The organism is Terrabacter ginsenosidimutans (genome assembly GCF_039539425.1).
Classification (GTDB): Bacteria; Actinomycetota; Actinomycetes; order Actinomycetales; family Dermatophilaceae; genus Terrabacter; species Terrabacter ginsenosidimutans.
The window spans coordinates 406,090-430,084 of sequence record NZ_BAABDC010000004.1 but is presented as its reverse complement, the minus strand read 5'-3'; the positions used below and the strand labels follow the sequence as shown (position 1 = coordinate 430,084).

The 23,995-nt window shown below is 71.3% G+C and carries 21 protein-coding genes and 1 tRNA gene; 16 read left to right on the top strand and 6 right to left on the bottom strand.

Going from position 1 to position 23,995, the window contains the following annotated elements; all coding sequences use genetic code 11:
- Positions 1–87: 87 nt before the first annotated feature.
- Positions 88–1,941: a DUF349 domain-containing protein gene (locus ABD831_RS14770; protein WP_344948006.1), complete on the bottom strand. Its 1,854-nt coding sequence runs from the start codon at positions 1,939–1,941 to the stop codon at positions 88–90.
- The gene (locus ABD831_RS14765) at positions 1,938–2,792 is read right to left on the bottom strand and encodes a peptidylprolyl isomerase (protein ID WP_344948003.1); all 855 of its coding nucleotides are present in this window, start codon (positions 2,790–2,792) and stop codon (positions 1,938–1,940) included. Before ABD831_RS14765 ends, ABD831_RS14770 begins: the two co-directional genes overlap by 4 nt.
- 217 nt (positions 2,793–3,009) lie before the next feature.
- Between ABD831_RS14765 and ABD831_RS14760 the strand changes: the two genes are divergently transcribed.
- On the top strand, positions 3,010–3,711 hold the full coding sequence (locus ABD831_RS14760; protein ID WP_344948000.1) for an MBL fold metallo-hydrolase: 702 nt from the start codon (positions 3,010–3,012) through the stop codon (positions 3,709–3,711).
- Entirely contained in the window at positions 3,708–5,057 is a 1,350-nt protein-coding gene (gene hisS / locus ABD831_RS14755; RefSeq protein ID WP_344947997.1) for a histidine--tRNA ligase, read from the top strand. The genes ABD831_RS14760 and hisS overlap by 4 nt, the downstream gene beginning before the upstream one ends.
- 91 nt (positions 5,058–5,148) lie before the next feature.
- On the opposite strand, the gene ABD831_RS14750 is transcribed toward hisS, so the two are convergent.
- Both ABD831_RS14750 and ABD831_RS14745 read right to left on the bottom strand, forming a co-directional pair.
- Positions 5,149–5,760, bottom strand: a complete 612-nt coding sequence (locus ABD831_RS14750; RefSeq protein ID WP_344947994.1) for a hypothetical protein — start codon at positions 5,758–5,760, stop codon at positions 5,149–5,151.
- Positions 5,757–6,128: a hypothetical protein gene (locus ABD831_RS14745; RefSeq protein ID WP_344947991.1), complete on the bottom strand. Its 372-nt coding sequence runs from the start codon at positions 6,126–6,128 to the stop codon at positions 5,757–5,759. Before ABD831_RS14745 ends, ABD831_RS14750 begins: the two co-directional genes overlap by 4 nt.
- A gap of 220 nt (positions 6,129–6,348) precedes the next feature.
- Here ABD831_RS14745 and ald point away from each other — a divergent pair, with 220 nt between their 5' ends.
- The 11 genes from ald (at position 6,349) to ABD831_RS14690 (ending at position 16,412) form a co-directional block, all read left to right on the top strand.
- The gene (ald, locus tag ABD831_RS14740) at positions 6,349–7,464 is read left to right on the top strand and encodes an alanine dehydrogenase (RefSeq protein WP_142177885.1); all 1,116 of its coding nucleotides are present in this window, start codon (positions 6,349–6,351) and stop codon (positions 7,462–7,464) included.
- A complete protein-coding gene (gene xerD / locus ABD831_RS14735) occupies positions 7,461–8,447 on the top strand; it encodes a site-specific tyrosine recombinase XerD (protein ID WP_344948264.1) in 987 nt (328 codons plus the stop codon). The genes ald and xerD overlap by 4 nt, the downstream gene beginning before the upstream one ends.
- A 72-nt stretch (positions 8,448–8,519) precedes the next feature.
- Complete coding sequence (locus ABD831_RS14730; RefSeq protein ID WP_142177886.1) at positions 8,520–9,488, top strand: ParA family protein; 969 nt, start codon at positions 8,520–8,522, stop codon at positions 9,486–9,488.
- A gap of 14 nt (positions 9,489–9,502) precedes the next feature.
- A complete protein-coding gene (locus ABD831_RS14725) occupies positions 9,503–10,540 on the top strand; it encodes a segregation and condensation protein A (protein WP_344947987.1) in 1,038 nt (345 codons plus the stop codon).
- Positions 10,533–11,198 carry an SMC-Scp complex subunit ScpB gene (gene scpB / locus ABD831_RS14720; RefSeq protein ID WP_344947984.1) on the top strand — a complete coding sequence of 222 codons (666 nt, stop codon included), beginning with the start codon at positions 10,533–10,535 and terminating at the stop codon, positions 11,196–11,198. Before ABD831_RS14725 ends, scpB begins: the two co-directional genes overlap by 8 nt.
- On the top strand, positions 11,195–12,181 hold the full coding sequence (locus ABD831_RS14715; RefSeq protein ID WP_344947981.1) for a pseudouridine synthase: 987 nt from the start codon (positions 11,195–11,197) through the stop codon (positions 12,179–12,181). The genes scpB and ABD831_RS14715 overlap by 4 nt, the downstream gene beginning before the upstream one ends.
- A gap of 46 nt (positions 12,182–12,227) precedes the next feature.
- Positions 12,228–13,310 (top strand): prephenate dehydrogenase, encoded by a 1,083-nt coding sequence (locus tag ABD831_RS14710; protein ID WP_344947978.1) that lies wholly within the window; start codon positions 12,228–12,230, stop codon positions 13,308–13,310.
- Positions 13,311–13,369: 59 nt separating this feature from the next.
- On the top strand, positions 13,370–14,077 hold the full coding sequence (gene cmk / locus ABD831_RS14705; RefSeq protein ID WP_344947975.1) for a (d)CMP kinase: 708 nt from the start codon (positions 13,370–13,372) through the stop codon (positions 14,075–14,077).
- Entirely contained in the window at positions 14,074–14,739 is a 666-nt protein-coding gene (locus ABD831_RS14700; RefSeq protein ID WP_344947972.1) for a lysophospholipid acyltransferase family protein, read from the top strand. The genes cmk and ABD831_RS14700 overlap by 4 nt, the downstream gene beginning before the upstream one ends.
- 12 nt (positions 14,740–14,751) lie before the next feature.
- Positions 14,752–16,251, top strand: a complete 1,500-nt coding sequence (gene der, locus ABD831_RS14695; RefSeq protein ID WP_142177893.1) for a ribosome biogenesis GTPase Der — start codon at positions 14,752–14,754, stop codon at positions 16,249–16,251.
- A gap of 87 nt (positions 16,252–16,338) precedes the next feature.
- A tRNA-Pro gene (locus ABD831_RS14690) sits at positions 16,339–16,412 on the top strand.
- Between the two features lie 125 nt (positions 16,413–16,537).
- Here the strand turns inward: ABD831_RS14690 and ABD831_RS14685 are convergent.
- Positions 16,538–18,805 carry a GAF domain-containing SpoIIE family protein phosphatase gene (locus tag ABD831_RS14685; RefSeq protein WP_344947969.1) on the bottom strand — a complete coding sequence of 756 codons (2,268 nt, stop codon included), beginning with the start codon at positions 18,803–18,805 and terminating at the stop codon, positions 16,538–16,540.
- Positions 18,806–19,340: 535 nt separating this feature from the next.
- Between ABD831_RS14685 and ABD831_RS14680 the strand changes: the two genes are divergently transcribed.
- From ABD831_RS14680 to ABD831_RS14670, 3 genes are all read left to right on the top strand, one after another.
- Positions 19,341–19,841 (top strand): hypothetical protein, encoded by a 501-nt coding sequence (locus ABD831_RS14680; protein WP_344947966.1) that lies wholly within the window; start codon positions 19,341–19,343, stop codon positions 19,839–19,841.
- A gap of 99 nt (positions 19,842–19,940) precedes the next feature.
- Positions 19,941–20,675 (top strand): hypothetical protein, encoded by a 735-nt coding sequence (locus ABD831_RS14675; protein ID WP_344947963.1) that lies wholly within the window; start codon positions 19,941–19,943, stop codon positions 20,673–20,675.
- Positions 20,675–22,417 (top strand): beta strand repeat-containing protein, encoded by a 1,743-nt coding sequence (locus tag ABD831_RS14670; protein WP_344947960.1) that lies wholly within the window; start codon positions 20,675–20,677, stop codon positions 22,415–22,417. The genes ABD831_RS14675 and ABD831_RS14670 overlap by 1 nt, the downstream gene beginning before the upstream one ends.
- Before the next feature lie 32 nt (positions 22,418–22,449).
- On the opposite strand, the gene ABD831_RS14665 is transcribed toward ABD831_RS14670, so the two are convergent.
- Complete coding sequence (locus tag ABD831_RS14665) at positions 22,450–23,886, bottom strand: YibE/F family protein (protein WP_344947957.1); 1,437 nt, start codon at positions 23,884–23,886, stop codon at positions 22,450–22,452.
- Positions 23,887–23,995 lie beyond the last annotated feature (109 nt).

Here is a 23,995-nt window from a genome sequence, read left to right as displayed (position 1 = left end):
CACCGCGCGTTCCGACGACGGGCGCACGAAGAGGCCCACCCGCGAGCTCGCTTGTCGGGTGGGCCTCTTCGTGGGTGTTGCAGGTGGTCAGCCGCCGAACTCGGCGACGCCGGCGCGGGCCTGGTCGAGCCAGGCCTGGCGGGCGTCGAGGGCCTCCTGCGCCTTCTTGATCTTGCTCGCGTTGCCCGAGGCCTCCGCCTTGGCGAGGTCGTCCTGCAGGTCCGCGACGGCGCGTTCGAGCTGGTCGACCATGGCCCGGGCGCGAGCCGCGACCTCGGGGTTGCTCGACTTCCACCGGCGGTCCTCGGCGTCACGCACGGTCTGCTCGACACGTCGCATGGCCTTCTCGACGCGCTCCATGTCGGACCGCGGGACCTTCCCGGCGGCGTCCCACTTGTCCTGGACGACGCGCAGCTGGGCCTTGGCCTTCTCGAGGTCCGTGACCGGGAGGATCGCCTCTGCCTCGACGAGCAGGGCCTCCTTGACGGCGAGGTTGCCGCGGTACTGCTCCTCCTCGGCCGCGACGACCTCGTCCTTGGCGGCGAAGAAGCTGTCCTGGGCGGCCTTGAAGCGCGCCCACAGCTTGTCGTCGTCGGACCGGCTGGCCCGACCTGCACGGCGCCACTCGTCCATGAGTCGCTTGAACGCGCCGGCGGTCGCAGCCCAGTCCGTGCTCGTCGCCAGGGTCTCGGCCTCGGCGACGAGCCGCTCCTTGGCGCCCTTGGCGTCAGCGTGCTGAGCGTCGAGGCCGGCGAAGTGGCTGCGGCGCGCCTTGTCGAACCCGTTGCGGGCGGCACTGAAGCGCTGCCACAGGTTCGACTCCGTCTCGCGGTCCAGGCGCGTCGACGCGCGCTGGTGGGCCTTCCACTCGTCGAGCAGCTCGCGCATGCGGGCGCCGCTGGTCTTCCACTGGATGCGGTTCTCCGGCTGACCCGCGATGGACTCGGCCTCGGTCACGATCTTCTCGCGCTCCGCCGTGGCCGCGGCGCGAGCCTCGGCGCGGTGCTGCTGCTCGACGTTGCGCTTGGCCGCGAGGCCGGACTGGATCTCGTCGAGCTTCGCGGCGAGGGCGTCGAGGTCCCCGACGACGGTCGCGTCCTTGACCTGCGCCGCAAGGGTCTTCAGGCCCTCGGCGACATCCTTGGACGGCACCTCGGGCTGGGAGAGGCGCTGCTCGAGGAGCACGGCAGAGGCGAAGAGCTCGTCGTACTTGCGGGCGAAGTAGGTGAGTGCCTGCTCGTCGCTGGCTCCGGGGTAGGAGCCGACCTCCTGCTCCTCGCCGTCCTTCGTGCGCACGAAGACCGTGCCGTTCTCGTCGACGCGTCCGAACGCCGCGGAGGCGGAGTGGTCGGTCGTGATCAGCGCCGGCGCAGCCGGGGTCACGGTCGGATGCGGCACCGCCTTGGCGAGCGCCGCGGGAGTCGGGATCGCAGACGGCTTGGGTACACCGGCCGAAGAGGGCGCCGGAGGGGTGGCCTCAGGCGACTCCTCGGTCGGAGTCTCGGTCGGAGTCTCGGTGGTCGGCTCGGTGGTCGCCTCGGTCGTGTCGCCGGTCTCGGTGCTGCTCACCGAGGCGACGACGTCAGCGGTCTCGGCCTCGGCCATGGCCGGCTCGTCGCCCTCCCCGGCGACGGGCTCGGTGCCTGCGGGCTCGACGTTCGCCGGCTCCGTCACGGGTGCCGCCTCCGCTGCCTCTGGTTCCGTCCCGGCTGGGACGCCTTCCGGGGCAGGCGTGTCGGCGGTGTCGGCGCCGTCGGCAGCGGGGACGACCGCTGCTTCATCCGTCTCGTGGACGGCCGCGGCCGTGGGTGCCGAGGGCTCCGTCGAGGGCTCCGTCGAGGGCTCCGTCGAGGGCTCGGTCGAGGGCTCGGTCGAGGGCTCCGTCGAGGTCTCGGAAGGCTCGGAGGTTTCGTCAGTCTGGGGGTGCTGGATGTCGGTCATGCCTTCTTCTCCGTCACGCTGACGCTGAGGATGCTGATCGGGGAGACGGGGGTTCCGTCCGTCGGGCTGGGGGGCAGGGCCTTGTTGGCGGCAATCTTCTCAACGATGTCGAGGCCCTTGGTCACCTTCCCGAAGATCGTGTAGCCACCACCGTCGGTGGGCAACTGGGTTTCCTTGTAGGTGATGAAGAACTGACCGCCGTTGCTGTTGGGGTCCTGGGTGCGGGCCATGGCGAGGACGCCGGTGGCGTACTTGCCGTCCTTGGGCGCGTTCTCGATGCCGAAGGTGTAGCCGGGGCCGCCCTGACCGGTGCCGGTGGGGTCGCCGCACTGGAGGACGTAGATGCCCTGGGTGGTGACGCGGTGGCACGGACTCGGCGCCCAGAAGCCGGTCTTGGCGAGGTTGATGAACGAGGCCACGGTCTGGGGCGCCTTGGCGCCGTCGAGCTCGAAGGTCATGTCGCCGCACGTCGTCTTGACGGTCGCGACGAAGGTCTTGCCCGCCGCGGTGGCCTTGGCGGGAACCTCCTTCTGCTGCTTCGGGGTCGCCTGGTTGGCCGGGGGAGCGGTGCAGCCTGCTGCCAGCTTCTGCCCTGCGGCGAGGCCGCCGGACGAGGTCGGGGCGGGTGTCGTGGTGCTGGCGGGCGTCGTCGACCCGGCCGCCGGGGTGGGGCTGTCGGAGCTGCCGACGAGCTTGGGCACGACGATGACGGCCGCGATGACGAGGATGACCGCGAGGATCACACCGAAGACCTGCTTGTCGCGGGTCGAGTCGCCCACTGGGGGCTTCTCGGTCTTCTGGTGCTCTTCGTAGCGGCGGCGCGCACGTGCGCGTTCCTGCTCTTTGGTCACGAACCTCTCCTCGTACGGGCCACATGGGCGGTCCCCGGGCGTCCGGTCATTTTATGGAACGAGGACGGTGCCCGCGCAGCGGGAGGGGTCACGAGTCCGTGACATCTCCCCACGCACGCGCGGATCGCGGTCCCCGGGGGTCCCTCACGGCATACCCAGACTCCCCGAAGGGGCGTATGCCGGGTGCCGCCGTCGGCGCCGTCGCTAGGCTCCCAGCGTGCTGACCATCGCGTTCCCGGCCCAGGCGTTCGACACCAACTGCTACGTCCTCGCGCCGCAGCCTGGGGAGGACTGCGTCATCGTGGACCCGGGCGTGGGCGTGGAGGAGATGCTGCGCGAGATCCTGGCGCAGCACCGGCTGCGGCCCGCGGCGGTGCTGCTCACCCATGGGCACGTCGACCACGTCTACTCGGTCACGCCGGTGTGCGGGTCCGACACGGCCGCCTACATCCACGCCGACGACCGCTACCGGCTCCACGACCTGCTGGGGCGCAGCAACCCCGGCCTCATCGCGATGTTCGAGCAGCAGTTCGGCGCGGCGGCGACGTGGACCGAGCCGACCAACGTCGTCGAGATCGGCGACGGCGCGCGACTCACCCTGGCGGGCATGGAGTTCGACGTGCTCCATGCCCCGGGGCACACCGAGGGGTCGGTGATGTTCGGCATCGACCGGGTGCCTGACGGGATCCGTGAGCAGGTCGACGTCGACCGCACCATGGTGACCGGCGACGTGCTGTTCGCCGGCTCGGTCGGTCGCACCGACCTTCCCGGCGGCGACCCGGCCGCGATGCAGCGCAGCCTGCGCGACGTGGTGCTGCCCCTGCCCGACACGACTCTGGTGCTGCCCGGGCACTACCAGGCCACGACGATGGCCCACGAGCGGGCCACCAACCCCTACCTGAAAGACTTGCCCGCGTGAGCACACCGCAGCCCAAGGCCGCCAAGGTCATGCCGATCAGCGGCTTCCCCGAGTACCTCCCGTCCGAGCGCATCGTCGAGCAGCGCTTCCTCGACGTCATCCGCGAGACGTTCGAGCTGCACGGGTTCTCGTCGGTCGAGACCCGGTCCATCGAGCCGATCGAGCGGCTGAGCGCCCAGGGCGAGGACGCCGACAAGGAGATCTACGCGGTGTCGCGCCTGTCCGGAGGCAGCGACGAGGACGCCCGATGGGGCCTGCACTTCGACATGACCGTCCCCTTCGCCCGGTACGTGCTCGAGAACGCCGGCAGGCTCGCCTTCCCGTTCCGGCGCTACCAGATCCAGAAGGCGTGGCGCGGTGAGCGGCCCCAGGAGGGCCGCTACCGCGAGTTCACCCAGGCCGACATCGACGTGGTCGACGTGGGTCAGCTCTCGCCCCACTTCGAGGCCGAGATGCCGCTCGTCATCGCCGACGTGTTCAGCAGGTTCCCGGTGGGCGAGTTCGTCATCCAGGTCAACGACCGCAAGATCCCCAACGGCTTCTACCAGGGCATCGGCATCACCGACGTCATCGGGACCCTGCGCATCGTCGACAAGCTCGACAAGATCGGGCCCGAGAAGGTCAAGGCGCTCCTCGTCGAGTCGGGCACGACCGACGAGCAGGCCGACCAGTGCCTCGCGCTCGCGGCGATCCGCTCGACGGACCTCGGCTTCGTCGAGCAGGTCCGCGCGCTCGGCGTCGAGCACCCGCTCCTCGACGAGGGCCTCGAGTCGCTGGCCCGCGTCATCCGCACCGGCATGGCCCACGCACCGGGCAAGCTCGTCGCCGACCTGCGCATCGCGCGCGGCCTCGACTACTACACCGGCACCGTCTACGAGACCCAGTTCGTCGGTCACGAGTCCTGGGGCTCGTTCTGCTCCGGCGGCCGCTACGACGCCCTGGCGAGTGACGGCAGGACCACCTACCCGGGCGTCGGCATCTCGATCGGGGTGACGCGCATCCTCGGCCTGCTCATCGGTCGCGGACTCGTCACAGCCTCCCGGTCGACCCCGGCCGCCGTGCTCGTCGCCCTCACCGACGACGAGTCCCGCGAGGAGGCCGTCGCCGTCGCCACCGCGCTGCGTCGGCGGGGCATCGCCTGCGAGGTCGCCCCCTCCGCGGCTCGCTTCGGCAAGCAGATCCGCTACGCCGAGCGCCGCGGCATCCCGTTCGTCTGGTTCCCCGGCGCGGGTGAGTCCGGCGACGAGGTCAAGGACATCCGCTCGGGAGACCAGGTCGCGGCCTCGGCCGACTCGTGGACGCCGTCCGCCGAAGACCTCGTCCCACAGGTGTCGCGGACCGACTGACGCACGCGTTCTCGCGCCCGGCGCCCCTCGCGCCCGGCGCCCCTCGCGCCCGGGCGCATCGGGACGTCGGCTGCAGCCCCGGTCGCGGAGGTCAGGGGCCCGGTGGCGGGCGCAGTCCCTGGTCGCGCAGCTCGAGCAGGGCGAGGCGGCGGATGACGTCGCGGTCCTGACGGCGCCACGCCCCTGCCGGGTCGTCGGTCACCCTCGCCAGTGCCTTCAGCGGCTGAGTCGCCAAGGCCCGCAAGGCGAAGAGGTCCAGGTCCTCACCGGCGTCGATGAAGCGCTGCGACTGGGTTGCGTTGCGCACGAAGCGAACCCGGACGTAGAGCCACACGGCCAGGACGATGAGGATGGGCACGAGGGCGGTGGCCAGCCCGAGTCCGAGTGCCAGCCTGTCGACGGTGTCCGCCATCGAGGTCCCCGCCGACTGGAGCGTCGTGCCCGACCCGGCGGCCTGGGTGAGCCAGGTCTTCAGCTGGTCGCCCACGAGGGGGATCTGGCCCGCCTGGTCGCCGGCACCGGTGAGGGCGCCGTTGACCGATCGGCCCGCCGAGGTGATCGAGTCGGCGGGGGCACGCAGCCGGTCCACGGTGTCGTGGACCTGACGACCGGCATAGACCCACAGCCCCAGCCAGAGCAGCATGAGCACGTCCGAGAGGATCTGTCGGGTGCGCCGGGCGGGGGAGTCCGCGTAGAGCTTCACGGGCCCGCCGTGACGAAGATGGCGACGAAGAAGATGATGAGGACGGCCGCCGCGCCGACGCCGGCGACGACCGACCCTGCGAGGAAGCCCTGGGCGAACGGACGCACCCGGGGGAGGGCCGTGGCAAGGGCGGACGCGACGACTCCCGCTGCCACGACCCCCAGGCCCCACGGTAGCTCGACACCGCTGAAGACCGTGCTCCACACGGCCAGGACGGCAAAGACCGTCCCTGCTGCGATCCCCTGGCGACGGGTCAGACCGGCCCACGCGACTCGGTCGCGCCGTGCCGGCCGGCGGTGATCCGGCTGCGGCGCACCCGCAGGCGCCACCGGCCAGGTGTAGCCCTCCTGAGGCAAGGGGTCGGTCATGTCGGGCTCCTCCCGTGTCGTCTGACGGCTGCGGCGGTGCGCACGCCCGGCGCACACCGATGCGCACACTCTGGCAGGCCGGCGCCGTCGGCGGTCGGTTGGGCGAGGTCGTGACCGGGCTGCAGCGCCCACGGATACAGTTGGGTCGCGGCCCTCGACGGGCCCTTCTCGCCACCGCAAAGGCGCCGTGGCCGAGTCAGCCCGGAAGGAAGTGCGCAGCATGAAGGTCGGCATCCCCCGCGAGGTCAAGAACCACGAGTACCGCGTGGCCATCACCCCCTCAGGTGTCCACGAGCTCGTCGAGAACGGGCACGACGTGCTCGTCGAGAAGGATGCCGGCGTCGGCTCGCAGATCAGTGACGACGACTACGCGGCAGCAGGTGCCCGCGTCATCGGGTCCGCGGACGACGTGTGGGGCGAGGCCGACATGGTGCTCAAGGTCAAGGAGCCCGTGGCCGAGGAGTACCACCGGATGCGCGAGGGGCTGACGCTCTTCACCTACCTGCACCTTGCGGCCGACAAGCCGCTGACCGAGGAGCTCGTCAAGCGCAAGGTCACCGGCATCGCCTACGAGACGGTGCAGCTGCCCTCCGGCGGACTGCCGCTGCTGTACCCGATGTCCGAGGTGGCGGGCTGCCTGGCGCCTCAGGTCGGCGCGCACGCGCTGATGCGAGCGCAGGGCGGACGCGGTGTCCTCATGGGTGGTGTCGGCGGCGTGGCCAACGCGAAGGTCGTCATCCTCGGCGCCGGCGTCTCGGGGCAGAACGCCGCGAACATCGCCCTGGGCATGGGGGCCGACGTCACGCTGCTCGACACCGACCTCGACAAGCTGCGGATGTCCTTCTGGCGCTATGAGAACCAGGTCCACGGCCTGGCCTCGAACCGGCTCACGGTCCAGCAGCAGGTGCAGGAGGCCGACATGGTCATCGGCGCCGTGCTGATCCCGGGTGCCGCCGCCCCCAAGCTCGTCTCGAACCAGCTGGTCTCGCAGATGAAGCCGGGCTCCGTGCTCGTCGACATCGCCATCGACCAGGGCGGGTGCTTCGAGGACAGCCACCCGACGACGCACGCCGACCCCACCTACCGGGTGCACGAGTCGGTCTTCTACTGCGTCGCCAACATGCCGGGTGCCGTGCCCAACACCTCGACCTACGCCCTGACGAACTCGACCCTTCCGTATGCCGTGAAGCTGGCCAACCAGGGCTGGCGTGACGCGCTGCGCTCCGACCACGCCCTGGGCCTCGGCCTCAACACCCACGACGGCCACGTCACGTACGCCGGCGTGGCCGAGGCGCACGGCATGCAGTGGACCAGCCTCGACGAGGCCCTCTCCTGACCGAGCAGGTCGTCACCGAGCCACCCGCGGCACGGCTCTCGCGCCTCGAGCGCGACGTCCGCGGGTGGCTCGACCACGTCCGGGTCGAGAAGGGCGCCTCCGACAACACCCTGAAGTCCTACGCGCGGGACCTGCGCGCTTACACGGCCTTCCTCGCCGTCAAGGGCATCGACGACGCGGGCCGGGTCGCCGAGGCCGACGTCACCGACTTCCTCGCGTCGCTGCGCGAGCGCGGACTCGCCGCGTCGTCCGCGGCGCGCACGCTCGTGGCCGTCCGCGGCTTCCACCGCTTCCTCGCGCTCGAGGGCGAGGTCGCGGGGGATCCGGCGGCCAACGTGGCGCCGCCGAAGCCGCCCGCGCGGCTGCCCAAGGCGATCCCGGTCGAGGCGGTGGAGCGCCTCCTGGCCGCCGCATCGGTGGGCGACACGCCCGAGTCGCTGCGCGACCGTGCACTCCTCGAGATCCTCTACGGCATCGGCGCGCGCATCAGTGAGGCGGTCGACCTCGACGTCGACGACATCGAGACGGCCGCCCCTGACGACCCGTCAGGCGGCGGTCCGGCGCGCGGTGGAGTGGCCTCCGTGCGGCTGCGCGGCAAGGGCGGCAAGGAGCGCGTCGTCCCGGTGGGGCGCTACGCCGTCGACGCCGTGACGGCATACCTCGTGAGGGGCCGTCCGGCCCTCGCCACGCACGGTAGGGGCGGCCCGGCGCTCTTCCTCAACCAGCGCGGCGCCCGTCTCTCGCGCCAGTCTGCGTGGGCTGTCATCCGCCGCGCCGCCGAACGTGCCGACCTCACCGAGCACGTGTCGCCGCACACCCTGCGGCACTCGTTCGCCACCCACCTGCTCGACGGTGGTGCCGACGTGCGGGTCGTCCAGGAGCTGCTCGGGCACGCCTCCGTCACGACGACGCAGATCTACACGATGGTCTCGGTGCACCGACTGCGCGAGGTCTATGCGGGCGCCCACCCCCGTGCCCGCTGATAAGGTCACACGTGATCAGCGCGAGGCTGACCGCAGCATCCCAGGGCAAGGCCGAGCGGAGTGGAACACCCGGTGAACGAGGAGTCACACGACACCATGCAGTCCCTGCCGTCCGAGGACCTCGACCAGACCCGCCAGAGTCCGGTCAGCGCCGTCCCGCGGGTCGCGCAGCTGCCGGGCACCGAGTCCGCCGGATCCGGCGCCATGGGCCCGACCGGTCGTCCGCTCCCTGACTTCCCGGTCCCCGGTCCGCTCTCGAGCCACGGACCCGCGCGCATCATCGCCATGTGCAACCAGAAGGGTGGGGTCGGCAAGACGACGACCACCATCAACCTCGGGGCGGCGCTGGCCGAGCTGGGCCGCAAGGTCCTCGTCATCGACTTCGACCCGCAGGGTGCGCTGTCGGTCGGCCTCGGCGTCAACGCCCAGGAGCTCGACACGACGATCTACAACCTCCTCATCGAGCGCGGCCACGACATCCACGACGTCATCCAGCAGACGCGCACCGAGAACCTCGACCTCGTGCCCGCCAACATCGACCTCTCCGCCGCCGAGGTCCAGCTCGTCGGCGAGGTGGCACGAGAGCAGATCCTCGCCCGGGTGCTGCGTCCCATCGTCGACGAGTACGACATCATCCTCATCGACTGCCAGCCCTCGCTGGGCCTGCTCACGGTCAACGCGCTGACGGCCGCCCACGGGGTCCTCATCCCGCTCGAGTGCGAGTTCTTCGCCATGCGCGGCGTCGCTCTGCTCGTCGACACGATCGACAAGATCACCGACCGGCTCAACCCCCGCCTGCAGGTCGACGGCATCCTCGCCACCATGTACGACAGCCGCACGCTGCACAGCCGCGAGGTCGTGCGCTCGGTCGTCGACCACTTCGGTGAGCAGGTCTTCCACACCGTGATCAGCCGCACGGTGAAGTTCCCCGACGCGACCCTGGCCGCCGAGCCGATCACGTCGTACTCGTCCGAGCACTCCGGTGCCAACGCCTACCGCCAGCTCGCCCGCGAGCTCATCGCGCGCGGTGGCGCAGCCTGATCCGCAGTGAACTGATGACCGAGCAGGACACCGTCGACCGTCCCCCGGTCGACGTCGACGACGTTGCCGTGCCTTCGACCACCGTGGTGGTCGAGGCACCGGCGCAGGAGCTGACGCCCGGCGGAGTCATCACCCGCCGGGCGTCCGCGCCCTTCGAGGTGCACCTCGACGTCTTCTCGGGGCCCTTCGACCTGCTGCTCGGACTCATCAGCAAGCACAAGCTCGACATCACCGAGGTCGCGCTCGCCAAGGTCACCGACGAGTTCGTCGCCCACATCAAGAGGGCGCAGGCCATCGACAGCGACTGGGACCTGGGCCAGGCCTCCGAGTTCCTGCTCATCGCCGCCACCCTGCTCGACCTGAAGGCCTCGCGACTGCTCCCGCAGTCCGGTCCGCAGGACGACGAGGACCTCGCCCTCATCGAGGCCCGCGACCTGCTCTTCGCGAGGCTGTTGCAGTACCGCGCCTACAAGGAGATCGCCAACACCTTCCGCGACCGGATGGCGACGGCAGGGCGCATCACCCCCCGTCAGGCGGGCCTCGAGCCCGAGTTCGCGAGCCTTCTCCCCGAGCTCGTCATCGCCATCACTCCCGAGCAGTTCGCCATGATCGCTGCCCGGGCGATGACGCCGAAGGTCGCGCCGACCGTCGGCCTCGAGCACCTGCACGCACCCCAGGTCAGCGTGCGCGAGCAGGCGGCGCTCATCGTCGAACGACTTCGGCACCGCGGGCAGGTCTCCTTCCGCAGCCTCGTCGCCGACGCCGAGAGCACGCTCGTCATCGTGGCCCGCTTCCTCGCACTGCTCGAGCTGTTCAAGGAGGCCGCGATCGCGTTCGAGCAGGCCGAGGCGCTCGGCGAGCTCGACATCCGGTGGACCGGCACCGAGGCGGGCGACATCGCCATCGACGACGAGTTCGACGAGACCGACGAGACCGACGAGACCGACGACACCGATCAGGCCGAGGACACCGACGAGACCGACGAAGTCACGCACGGTCCCGAGGAGACGGGCGGCGCCGCCGCCCCGCGGACAGGAGCAGACGATGAGTGACCAGTCGGCGCAGGGGCCCGACGCGACCGTGGAGCCCGACGTGCCCGTCGAGCTAGACGACCGCGAGGCTGCCGACGAGCAGATCGCCTTCGACATCAACGACTTCCCGGGCGGCGCCCGCTCGGCGCTCGAGGCCGTGCTCATGGTCGTCGACGAGCCCGTGACCGAGGTTGCCCTCGCCTCGGCGCTCGAGCTTCCCGTCGAGGACGTGCGCGGTCACCTGCACGCGCTGGAGGACGAGTATGCCGCCGCGCAGCGCGGTTTCACCCTGCGCAGCGTCGCGGGCGGATGGCGCGTCTACAGCCGGTCCGACTTCGCGCCCGTCGTGGAGAAGTTCGTCCTCGACGGCCAGCAGGCCAAGCTGACACAGGCCTCCCTCGAGACGCTCGCCGTCATCGCCTACCGCCAGCCCGTCTCCCGTGCGCGGGTCAGCGCCGTCCGCGGCGTCAACGTCGACGGCGTCGTGCGCACGCTGACGTCGCGCGGTCTCATCGAAGAGGTCGAGGACCTCGGGGAGAGCGGTGCGATGCTCTATCGCACGACTCCCTACTTCCTCCAACGCATGGGGTTGTCGTCGCTCGACGACCTCCCGGCGCTGGCGCCCTACCTCCCGGACGCCGACGTCATCGACGAGCTCATCGAGGAAGGACACGCATGAGCGAGTACTCCAGGTCACCCCGCCAACCGAAGAAGGGGTCCGGCTCGTCCGGCGCCTCGGGCGGCGCCCGCCGCGGCGGACCCGCCGCGGCTCGAGGCGGTTCAGGGTCCAAGGGCCGCACCGGCCGTCCGGTCGCGGGCGGTCGGAGCGGGAGCGGCGGCAAGGCCACCGGTCCTCGCTTCGCAGGTTCGACGAAGGCGAGCCAGCCCACGAAGCTGCCCGACCGCAAGGCCGCTCCCGAGATCGACGTCCACGACCCCGAGGGTGTGCGGCTGCAGAAGCTGATGGCGGCCGGCGGTGTCGGGTCGAGGCGTGTCTGCGAGAACCTCATCGAGCAGGGTCGCGTCGAGGTGGACGGCCAGGTGGTCACCGAGCTCGGCGTGCGCATCAACCCACAGACCCAGGTGGTCCACGTCGACGGGGTGCGGGTCAACCTCGACGAGGACCGCGTCTACCTCGCCTTCAACAAGCCCAAGGGTGTCGTCACGACGATGCACGACGAGCTGGGCCGTGTCTCGCTCGAGGACTACGTCGGCAACCGTGAGCAGCGCCTCTTCCACGTCGGACGCCTCGACGCCGACACCGAGGGCCTGCTCCTGCTGACGAACGACGGCGACCTCGCGCACCGGCTGCAACACCCGGCATACGGCGTCCTCAAGACGTACGTCGCCACGATCCGCGGACCGGTGCAGCGCGACGTCGGCAAGCGGCTGCGCGAGGGCGTCGAGCTCGAGGACGGCCCGGTGAGCGTCGACTCGTTCCGGATCGTCGACCACCAACCCGGCAAGGCCATGGTCGAGGTGGTGCTCCACGAGGGGCGCAAGCACGTCGTGCGCCGCATGCTCGAGGCGGTGGGTCACCCGGTCCTCGAGCTCGTGCGCACCGAGGTCGGCCCCATCCGTCTCGCCGACCTGAAGTCCGGGCGAACGCGCCGGCTCAACAAGGCCGAGATCGGGGCGCTCTACAAGGCCGCCGGTATGTGATCCGGACCTCCCGTCGGCGTGGCGACACGGTCGCTACGCTGACGGGGTGACCACGCACGTCCGCATCGTCGGCGCCGGGCTGATCGGCACCAGTCTCGGAATCGCTCTGTCCCACAACGGTTTCCGTGTCTCCATCGATGACCCGTCCCCGACGGCCGTGCGTCTGGCGCGCGACCTGCGGGCCGGTGAGATCGCCGACGACCAGAGCGACTCACCCGATGTCGTCGTCGTCGCCGCCCCGCCCGACGTCGCCGCGAGGGTCGTCGTCGACGCCCTGAACCGCTGGCCGGACGCCGTCGTCACCGACGTCGCCTCCGTCAAGGAGTCGGTGCTGCGAGTCGTCCTCGACTCGGGCGCCGACGCCAGCCGCTACGTGGGCTCGCACCCCATGGCGGGGCGCGAGCGTTCCGGAGCCGCGGCTGCCCGCGCCGACCTGTTCGACGGGAGGGCCTGGGTCGTCGTCCCGCACGAGGGCTCCACCGACGCCGCCGTCCGTCGCGTCCGTGAGCTGGCGCTCTCCGTGGGATCCGCCGTCCGGGTCATGCCGGCACACGAGCACGACGAGGCCGTCGCGGCGGTGTCGCACGTGCCGCAGCTGGCCGCAAGCATCGTCGCCGCCTGCCTGCGTGAGCTGCCGGAGTCAGCCGTCGGCCTCGCCGGTCAGGGGCTGCGCGACGTGACCCGGATCGCCGCGAGCGACCCGCGCCTGTGGACCCAGATCCTCGCCGGCAACGCACCGGCCGTGCGCGACGTCCTGCGACTCGTCCGGGACCAGGTCGACGACGTCGTCGGCGCGCTCGACTCCCTCGTGGACGACGACGGGGACGGCGCTCTGGGCACCCTGAGCCGAGTCCTCGAGGCCGGCAACCTGGGCCACGCGCGGATCCCCGGCAAGCACGGCGCCGCGCCCGCGGCATACGAGGTCGTCTCCGTGGTGGTCCCCGACGAGCCAGGGTCGCTCGCCCGGCTGCTCACCGACGTCGGCGACGCCGGCATCAACCTCGAGGACCTGCACCTCGAGCACGGTCTGGGACAGGCGGTCGGAGTTGCCGAGATCTCCGTCGTCCCGGCCTCCGTCGAGCCGCTCCGCGCCGAGCTGGCACGGCTCGGGTGGCGCGTCCACGACTGACGGTCCCGCCCCGCGGGCGCGTCCAGGAGGGGCCCCGACCAGGCACTATCCTCGTCCGCATGTCGCAGACCGCCGTGGAGCACCTGTCCGGATTCGTCGTCGCCGTGGACGGGCCCTCCGGCTCCGGCAAGTCGAGCGTCAGCAAGCAGGTCGCGCGCTCCCTCGGCTACGGCTACCTCGACACCGGCGCCATGTACCGTGCGCTGACGTGGTGGTGCCTCCACGAAGGTGTCGACCTCACCGACGCCGACGCGATCACCGCTGCCGCACAGAGCTTTCCGCTGACCATCGGGACCGACCCCGACTCGCCGACGGTCGCCGTCGACGGCACCGACGTCGCCGCGGCGATCCGCGAGACGGCCATCTCGACCAACGTCTCGGCCGTGGCGGCCGTCATCCCCGTCCGCGAGATCCTCCGGGTCCTGCAGCGTCGACTCATCTCCGAGGCCGCCGGGGCCAAGGGCGGAGTGGTCGCCGAGGGCCGCGACATCACGACCGTGGTCGCGCCTGACGCGCCCGTGCGCATCCTGCTGACGGCGTCCGAGGAGGCGCGACTGGCGAGACGCTCGCACGAGCTGCACGGAGCCGCCGACGCTGCCGCAGTGGCCGCGACCCGGTCCCAGATCGTCGACCGTGACCGCGCCGACTCGGCCGTGTCGGAGTTCACCGTCGCGGCAGACGGCGTCACGACGATCGACACCTCGCACCTCGACTTCGAGGGCTCGGTCGAGGCGGTGCTCCAGGTGGTCGAGGCGGCCCGGGCATGAGCTCGGCGGTCGCTCCCCACCCCAACCGGGCCCGGATCGGCCGCCCGATCGGCAAGGTCATCTTCAACACGCTCTACCGCGGCACGGCGCTGCACCCCGAGCGGGTCCCCCTGACCGGGCCGGTCATCCTCGTGGCCAACCATGCGGCGTTCCTCGACGGGCCCCTCGTCTTCGGTCTGGCGCCGCGACCCGCGAGCTTCCTCGTCAAGCAGGAGGCCTTCTCGGGCTTCTGGGGCTGGACCATCCGCAACGTGGGCCAGATCCCCATCGACCGCTCCGTGGGCGACCGCGCTGCACTTGCCGCCGCGAGCGCGGTCCTCGAGTCCGGGGGAGCCGTCGGCATCTTCCCCGAGGGGAACCGGGGCGACGGCGAGGTCCACCAGGTCAACCACGGCGCGGCCTGGATCGCGCTGCGCACCGACGCCCAGATCGTGCCCGTCGCCGTCAGCGGCACCCGCGTGCCCGGCGCCAGCAAGGACGAGTGGCCGACGTTCCGGTCACGCCTGGTCGTCGACTTCGGGGACCCTTTCCGGCTCGTCGTGGACCCCGCGGTTCCGGGCCGGGACCGCCTCCGGCTCGCCAGCGACCAGCTGCGCGACGCGCTCGCGTCACATGTACGCCGCTCGCGGGTGGAGAATGGTCCCTCAACAGACGTTCACTGATTCGAGGACACCGTGACTGACGAGACCGCCCGCCCCATCGACGAGGGCGCTCCGATCTCGACCGCCGCCCCCGTCGTCGACGACGCCGCCGTGGAGCGAGCCCTGCGCGCGGGGCTCGACGACTTCGAGCTCAGCCCCGAGGACCAGGCCCTGCTCGACGCCCAGGGGGAGCTCTCCGACGACGCCGGAGCGCGGGGACCGCTCCCGGTGGTGGCCGTGGTCGGCCGCCCGAACGTCGGCAAGTCGAGCCTGGTCAACCGCATCCTGCGCCGCCGCGAGGCCGTCGTCGAAGACGTGCCCGGCGTCACCCGTGACCGGGTCTCCTACGAGGCCGAGTGGGGCGGACGCCGCTTCACCATCGTCGACACCGGCGGCTGGGAGGCGGACGCCACCGGCATCCACCTGCGCGTGGCCGAGCAGGCCGAGATCGCGATCGATCTCGCCGACGTCGTCATGTTCGTGGTCGACGCCACCGTCGGCGCCACCGACGACGACGAGTCGGTCGTCAAGCTGCTGCGCCGCTCGGGCAAGCCGGTCGTGCTGGTCGCCAACAAGGTCGACGACCAGCGCGGCGAGGCCGACGCGGCGATGCTCTGGAGCCTCGGGCTGGGGCAGCCGTACCCGGTATCCGCCGTGCACGGCCGGGGGAGCGGTGACGCTCTCGACGCCGTGCTCGAGGTCCTTCCCGACGTGTCCGCCCACGGCGCCTACGCCCAGGGCGGTCCGCGCCGGGTCGCACTCGTCGGTCGACCCAACGTCGGCAAGTCGAGCCTGCTCAACCGTCTCGCCGGCGAGCAGCGGGTGGTCGTCGACAACGTCGCCGGCACGACGCGCGACCCGGTCGACGAGCTCATCGAGCTCGGCGGCAAGACCTGGCGCTTCGTCGACACGGCCGGCATCCGGCGCCGCGTCCACCAGAGCCGGGGAGCAGACTTCTACGCGTCGCTGCGCACCCAGACCGCCCTGGAGAAGGCCGAGGTGGCGGTCGTGCTCATCGATGCCGAGGAGCCGATCGCCGAGCAGGACATCCGGGTCGTCCAGCAGGTCATCGACTCGGGCCGCGCCCTCGTCATCGCCTACAACAAGTGGGACACCCTCGACGAGGAGCGTCGCTACTACCTCGAGCGCGAGATCGAGAAGGAGCTCGTTCAGGTGCCGTGGGCGCCACGCGCCAACATCTCCGCGCTCACGGGCCGGCACATGGACCGTCTGGTGCCGGCCATCGAGACCGCGCTCGAGTCCTGGGACAGCCGTGTCCCCACCGGTCGCCTCAACGCCTTCATGGGCGAGATCGTGGCGTCGCACCCGCACCCGTTGCGTGGTGGCAAGCAGCCACGCATCCTCTTCGCGACCCAGGCCTCGACGCGCCCGCCGCGGTTCGTCATCTTCGCCTCCGGCTTCATCGAGGCCGGCTACCGCCGCTTCATCGAGCGTCGACTGCGCGAGCAGTTCGGCTTCGAAGGGACCCCGATCGAGGTCTCGGTCCGCGTCCGCGAGAAGCGTCGCCGCTGACCCGGAGCAGGACAGCGGGCCCCGTGGGGGCCGATTGGGACCAGCGGCACCCGGTGCGCTAATGTTCCTTTCGCCCCGAGGGGCATTCGGGCTGTGGCGCAGCTTGGTAGCGCACTTGACTGGGGGTCAAGGGGTCGCAGGTTCAAATCCTGTCAGCCCGACCGATTGGGGCCTGACCTGTTCACACAGGTCAGGCCCCGTTTCCATTTCGCCGGGCAGGACCTGGTCGAGACGCTCCCGCTCGCGGTTCTGGGTCGCGAGCCCTTGTAGCTGGACGCCCCGACCGTCACCTCGAGGGCACCACAGGATCGATCACGGCGCAGATGATGGCCGTGTCGTCCCTGCGCGGGGCGTCGCGCAGGCACCGGTCGAGCAGCGAGCTGCACAGGCGGTCGGAGCTGTCCACCGGGCCGTCGTCGATGGCGGCCGCGAGGCGCAGGAGGCTGGCATCGATCGGCTCACTGCGCTGCTCGATGAGGCCGTCGGTGTAGAGGACCAGCGTGCTGCCGGGAGCCAGCTCGACGGTGTGCTGCGCACGGTTCGCGATCGGGGCGCCAAGAGGCGGGTCCACCACTTCCAGCCAGTGGACCTTCGAGCCCGGTTGCCGGAGCATCGGCGGCGGGTGACCCGCGAGCGAGTAGGTCAGACGGCCGTTCCGAGGGTCGAGGAGGACGGCGGCGGCCGTCACCATCGTCTGCGCGGACGACGACGTGACGAACCGGTCCAGCTCCTCGAGGAGCCGGGCAGGTTCGTTGGTGGGGGCCAACGCCCGGGCTGCAGCGCGGATCTGGCCCATGGCCACGGCCGCACCGGCGTCATGACCGGCGACGTCCCCGATCATCAGGAGGGTTCTGCCGCCCGAGAGCGGGATGGCGTCGTACCAGTCGCCCCCGATGCCGTAGCGAGCGTCCGCAGGCAGGTACCGCGCGCTCACCTGCACGTCGGAGAGGTTCGGCAGCGGCTCGGCCAACAGGCTTCGCTGCACCAGCACGGCGAGGTCGTGGTCACTGTCGCGTTCGACGGCACGGCTGACGGCTTCAGACACGGCTGCACCGAGGTCGGACAGGGCGGTCAGGTCGGTGGGTCCGAGGGCGTTCTCCTGGGAGAAGGCCAGCACGAGGGACCCGAGCGTGCGCGACCCGCTGCGCAGAGGCAGGCCGAGCCAACATCGCAGGCCGGCGCGCGCCAGCGCAGCCTGGGCGTCCGGGCTCGTGGGGACGAGGTCCTCCAGGGTAGGCAGGTACACGGTCGCCGCGATGCTGCGCTCATCGGACAGCGGAGAGAGCGGTGCGCCCGCGCCGGGCTGCCAGACGGCCTCCAGCCCCTCGGGCAGTCCGACAGCGGCGATGGTGACCAGCGCATCGGGGTGCTGTCGGTCGACGAGGGCCAGTCGTGCGGCAGCCGCGCCGTACGGGGCCGTGCCGTCCACGAAGACCGCTGCGGTCACCTCGCTGAGCGACGCCGAGGCGACCAGAGCGGTGAGGATGTGGTGCAGCAGCTCGGACCGTTCCAGCGCTGCGCGTTCGGTCGCCAGCATCTGCGCCCGCACGAGCGCGTCCGCGACGAGCTTGGCGACCTCCTTCAGCTCGTCGCGTTGCGAGGCGGGGAAGGTCTGTGGGGCATCCCAGCCCAGACCGAGAGCCCCGATGACTCGGCCTTCCCGGCCGATCAACGCCAGTGACGCGGTCGCGGCGAGCCCTGCCGCCGCGGTGTCGGCGAGCAGCTCCGGGAACTGCGCCCCCACCTGCTCCAGGTCGCTGAGCCACACTTCGTCGCGCCCGGACATCGCCGCGCCGAGGGGTGTGGACCCGTCGACCGGGATGGCCTGGTAGCGCTGTGCGACCTGCGGCACCAGGCTGGACACGTGATACAGCCGGGCGATGGGTCCTGTTGCTGCCGGCTCGACGACGGCGATGTTGGAGAAGGTCGCGCCCACGGCCGCCGCGCCCTGCTCGGCGAAGGCTCTCGCCAGGTCCTCGATGGTGTCTGACCCGGTCAACGCGTGCACGAGCGGCGCCAGCGCGACCGCCGAGGGAGGCATCCGAGCAACGGAGGTGTCGTCGTGGTCGCCGAGGCCGTCGTCGTGCCTGCGCCAGTGCTGCAGGTGGATGGCGCAGATGTCCGCCAAGGCCAGCAGGAGCTCACGATCGGACGCGCTGAAGGCGTGCGGCTGGACCCAGCTGATCCCCATGACGCCGAGCAAGGCTCCTGCTGCCCGCAGGGGGAGCACGGCGTAGGCCCGCTCGTCGCGGGACACCAGCTCGACGATGCGCGGAAACCGCATCGCAACCTCGGCCTGCGATGCCAGCCACACCGGCTCCCCGGTCGTTGCCGCCGAGGTCAACGGCAGGGACAGGTCTCCCACGCGCAAGGGTCCGCATGCCCTCTGCTCCGAGCGGGTGTAGCCACGGCTGGCCAGGGGCTCGAGCCTGTCCCCGTTCACCAGAGCAACGACGCCGCCGGCGGCCTGCAACGCCGCGACGGCTTGCGAGATCACGAGATTCGGGATGTCCTGGTCCGCCGGGGCGGCGGCGAAGGCCTGCAGGACCAGCATCAGGCGACTCTGCGAACGCATGGAGTCGCTCGACTCGGTGCCGACGCCCGTGGGCTCACCCTTCGACATCACGATCTCCGTGTGGAATGTCGCACAACCGACGTGACAACCGCCGACCTGGCTACCCCCTGGCGGATCGGGGAGGCCCGCACCCAGCCTTACCGGCACTCTGAGCCCCGTCAACGCCCTCCGACCCATCAGGCGGGGCGGTGGAGGGACAAGCTGCCCGACGGAGCACAAAGCGACACCGGGCTGTGATCCCAGCTCTGGATGACCCGCAACCACGCCGAACGAGTCCGACCGTCCTCGGCTGACGTGCACGTCGTCGGGGCCTCTCCCAGACCTGCGAATCCGGTTGTAGTGCAAGGCATCCCGCCACCCGCTGCAAGGGCTCCCGACCTAGCACAAGCAATCCGCAAGGTATGCGCAACGTTGCCCGAGGTGCCCGTGTTTCGGCTGTTTCGCGTGTCATTGTCTTCCCAGCAGCACACCAAGAAACGGTAAAGCCACTCGAGGGAAGGGTCATGGGGACACCATGCGCACCGAGAAGAAGAACTCCAAGAAGAAGAAGTCCGCAGCCTTCGTCGCCGCCGGTGTCATCGGCCTCGCGACTGCTGGTGGCGCCTACGCCTACTGGACCAGCCTCGGTGGCGGCAGCGGCACGGCCTCTACGAGGGCCGGCGCCGCGAGCGTCTTCGAGGTCACGGGCAACGTCGCCAACGCGATGTTCCCCGGTGACACCGTCCAGACGGTCACCGCGACGGTCAAGAACACGGGCACCGAGAACTACAAGCTCCAGGCCGTCAAGGCCTTCGTCACGACCGACAAGGTTGGTTGCGACGGGACGGACTACAAGCTGAACGGGGCTCCGGCACCGACCAACGCCACGGACGCCGCCGCCATCACGGTGACCCAGGCGGACCTCGCGCCGACCGCGACCACGACCGGCACGTTCACCATGCAGTTCAACAACAAGTCGACCGACCAGAACGCCTGCAAGGGCGCCGCGGTGACGATCACCTACATCGCCAGCTGAGACCCGGACGGGGTGGGACGCCGATCGACCCCGGCACCCACCCCGTCCGTCTCCATGGGCCCCCAGCAGGCCCGACGCCGTCCAGACAGGGAGCACGCCGTGAAGACGCCGACACCCACCAGGCACACCGCCCTGGGGCTGTTCGGCGTCCTCGTCGTTCTGACGATGGCGGCGGACGCAACTCCCGGGATCGCGCCGGGCGTCCTGCTCGCTGCCCCCGTCCTGGCGTCCGTACCGGCCGACCCGACGTCGACCGTGACCAACACCGCCTCGTGGACCCACCCCCAGAGCGGCATGAGCTTCCGGTGCTCCACCGACGACCGGGGCTGGTTCCCGTGCACGACGCCTGTGACCTGGGAGCTGGACCCCACGCGCGCCGGTCGCCACCGACTCTCCGTCCGCGCCGTCGACGGCACCGGTCGTCAGTCCGCCTCCGCGGACTACACGTTCTCCTACCGGGACACGCTGCGGGCGCTCGGCCTGCAGTTCACCGTGACCGGCAGCATCGACGGGCTCGCTCCCGGGGTCTGGCGACCGGTGCCGGTCCGCGTCAGCAACCCGGGTCCGGTCACCGTCCAGGTGACGGGTCTCGAGCTCCGCCTCTCGAGCGACAGCACTCCGCCCGGCTGTGCCGCCGTGACGAACCTCGAGGTGCGGCAGCCGCAGCTCGCGGCCGACACCGTCCTGCAGGTCCCCGCTCGCGCGACCGTCACCCTTCCTGCCGCAGGCATGTCGACCGCGGCCATCCGGCTGCGGGACCTGCCGACGGTCAACCAGGACGCCTGCAAGAACAAGAGCTTCGCGCTCACCTGGTCAGGGACGGCGCAGCACTGATGCCGCTCCTGACCGCCCCGAAGACGCGCGCACGCCGTGCCGCCCCGAGCCGCGGCGTGCGCGCCCTCCGTGTCGGCGTGCTGCTGACGGCCTTCATGGCCGTCGGTGGCACCGCCTGGGCGTCCTGGGCCGCCACGGGCCTGGGGTCTGGCAGCGCGACCACCGCCACCCTGACGGCCCCCTCGGGCGTGAGCGCCAGCACCTCGACCGGCGCGACGAGCGTCACGGTCACCTGGAGTGCGCCGTCGACCGGGGTGACGCCGACCGGCTACCGCGTCGACCGCACCAACACCTCGACGGGCAGCACCGCGCCCGCCTGCGGCTCCTCCGGCTCGTCGCTGCTCACGACCACCTCCTGCACCGACGCGTCGGTGCCCGACGGCACCTACCGATACACCGTCGTCGCCACGCGCTCGGGGTGGACGGCAACGAGCGCCACGAGCAGTGCGGTCACCGTGCAGGCCGCCGTTCCCACCAGCACCTCGCTCACCTCGTCGGCGAACCCGTCCGTGGTCGGCCAGTCGGTCACGCTCACCGCGACCGTCAGCGCAGGCTCCGGCACCCCGACGGGCTCCGTCGTCTTCCGCGACGGCGGGTCCGCCATCACGTGCACCGGTGGCTCCCAGACGCTCGGCTCGGGCACCGCGACCTGCTCCACGAGCTGGACGAGCGCCGGGTCACGCAGCATCACGGCCACGTATGCCGGGTCGGCCCCTTACGCCGCCTCGTCCTCCTCCTCGGTCGGCCAGGTCGTGGGTGCCGCGCCGACGACCACCACCCTCGTCTCGTCGACGACGCCGTCCGTCGTCGGTCAGCCGGTGACCTACACCGCGTCGGTGTCCGCGGCTGCCCCGGGCGGCGGCGTACCGACCGGCACCGTCACCTTCAAGGACGGGGCGACGACCGTGACGTGTGCCGGCGGGAGCCAGACGCTGAGCTCGGGGACGGCGACCTGCGTCGTCGCGCACAGCTCGGCAGGGACGCGCAGCATCAGCGCCGTCTACGGTGGCTCGTCGAACCACCAGGCCTCCACCTCGACAGTCGTGAGCCAGGTCGTCAACGCCGCCTCGACGACGACGAGCCTGACGACGTCCGTCACACCGGTCGTGACGGGACAGAGCGTCACCTTCACGGCCACCGTCGGCGCGGTGGGCCCTGGTGGGGGAGTGCCCACCGGCACCGTCACCTTCAAGGACGGCTCGACCGCCCTGAGCTGCGCCTCGGGCACGCAGACGCTCAACGGCTCGGGTGTGGCCACGTGCACGACGGCGTTCGCCGTCACGGGGTCCCGCACGATCACGGCCACGTATGCCGCCACCTCGAGCTACCTGTCGTCGACGTCTGCCCCTCTGACCCAGGCTGTCGTCAACGCCTCGGCGACCGGACTGGCCTTCTCCGGAGTCACGGTGGACGGCAACGCCGTCACGCCGGTCTGCACCGGCAGCGCCGGCTCCGGCTACACCTGCACCGTCCAGGGTGGCAACAACGGCGTCATCTCCGCCCTCGTCGGTTTCGTGGACAGCACGGGCACCCCGATCGCCTACAGCTCGTCGACCGAGACCATCTCGTGGACCAGCACCGGCAAGACGGCCGGCACCGGCACCGTCACCGTGGCGCCCAACGCGACGGGCAGCACTGTCCGGGTCTCGGCGACGAAGACGGGCACCAACCCGGCATCCGTCACGGTGACGTTCACGAGTGCTGGGGGCACCACGTGGACCTCGACGCTCACCGTGAGCTGACGCACCCGACCTCACGTCGGGGCAGGCCGACGTCAGCCGGACGTCATCCGTGACCGGGCCTCGGCCCGGGTCATCGGCGGCGGTGGTCCGCTCGCGGTCCGGACGAGGTCGGCCGCCGTCGGACCGCCCGGCGACGCGTGCCCGGGTTCCTCGGGCGGCGCGTCGGACGACGAGCCCGGCCCAGGAGCCCCGGGACGGGACGCAGGTGTCTTCACGGCTCCCACGGTGAGCGCCGCGATGGCCGTCGTGACGGGCACCGCGAGGACGAGCCCGATGGCGCTCGCGAGCGTGCGCACGATCTCCTCGGACAGCGACTCGGTCTGGAGCATCTCGAGCACCGGGCGCTCGTAGAGGAAGAGGAGGAGCAGCACGGGCAGGGCGGCGCCGGCATACGCGAACACGATCGTGTAGATCGTGGAGGCGATGTGGTCACGGCCGATGCGCATTCCGGACCGGAAGAGCTCACGCCGACCCATCGTCGGGGCCGCGGCCCGCAGCTCCCACACCGCGGACGACTGCGTGATGGTCACGTCGTTGAGCACGCCCAACCCGGCGACGATGATCGCGCACGTCAGCAGGTCCCGCGGGTTCATCGTCGTCACGAACGAGGCCAGGGTCGCACCCTCGTCGTTGGCGACGCCGCTCAGCCGCGCCATGTCGACGGCGAGCAGGCCCAGGACTGCGGTGATCCCCACCCCGAAGAGGGTGCCGGCGAGCGCCGTGCTCGTGCGGATCGAGAGCCCGTGTGCGAGATAGAGGACCACGAACATGATCGCCGAGGACCCGATGAGCGCCACGAGCAGGCCCGACTGGCCCTCGAGCAGCGCGGGCAGCATGAACTTGACGACGACGAGACCGCCGAGACCGAGTCCCACCAGGGCGAGCACCCCACGCCACCGCGCGACGACCGCCACGACGACGAGGAAGAGCGCGAGCATCAGCGACAGCGGCGCTCCGCGCTGGACCTGGAGGAAGGAGTACGTCTCCGGCTGGGCGCCCTGTGGCGGGGTCCGGAGGAGCTGGACGGTGTCACCCTCACGCAGACCCGACGTCGAGACGGCAGGCGGGACCGACACCGACACGGTCGGGCGCACGTCGCCGGACGACGCCGTGGGCTGCTCGAGCTGCACCGTGATCGCGCCGCACGTGGCGGAGGTGACGCCGCCGTCGCCGGCCGGCCCGTCAGCCGAGGTGGACCCGGTGGAGGCACGGGGGTCCGCGCAGACCGGTAGCACCTGCTGCACCTCGGCGATCGGGAAGGTCACGCCGGGCGCCGCGAAGTCCGTCGTCCCCACGCGGTTGGGTGTCTGCGTGTCGCCGGGCCAGTAGCGCACGACCCCGTACACCGTGGCCGCTGCGGCGATCACGAGCACGAGCGTCAGGCCCACCCGGGCCAGCGTGCTGACGGCGACAGTGCCCGCTGCGCCGTGGGCGGCGTGGGTGTGCGTGTGCGAGTGTCCGCCGGGCATGGTGCCGAGTGTGCCAGAGCGGCAGGGCCACGCCGCGTGCCGGTTCGGCATCGTTCCGGCCGTGTCCGGATCGATGCCGAGGACGCGCATCGGCCGCTCCGGCGGCCGG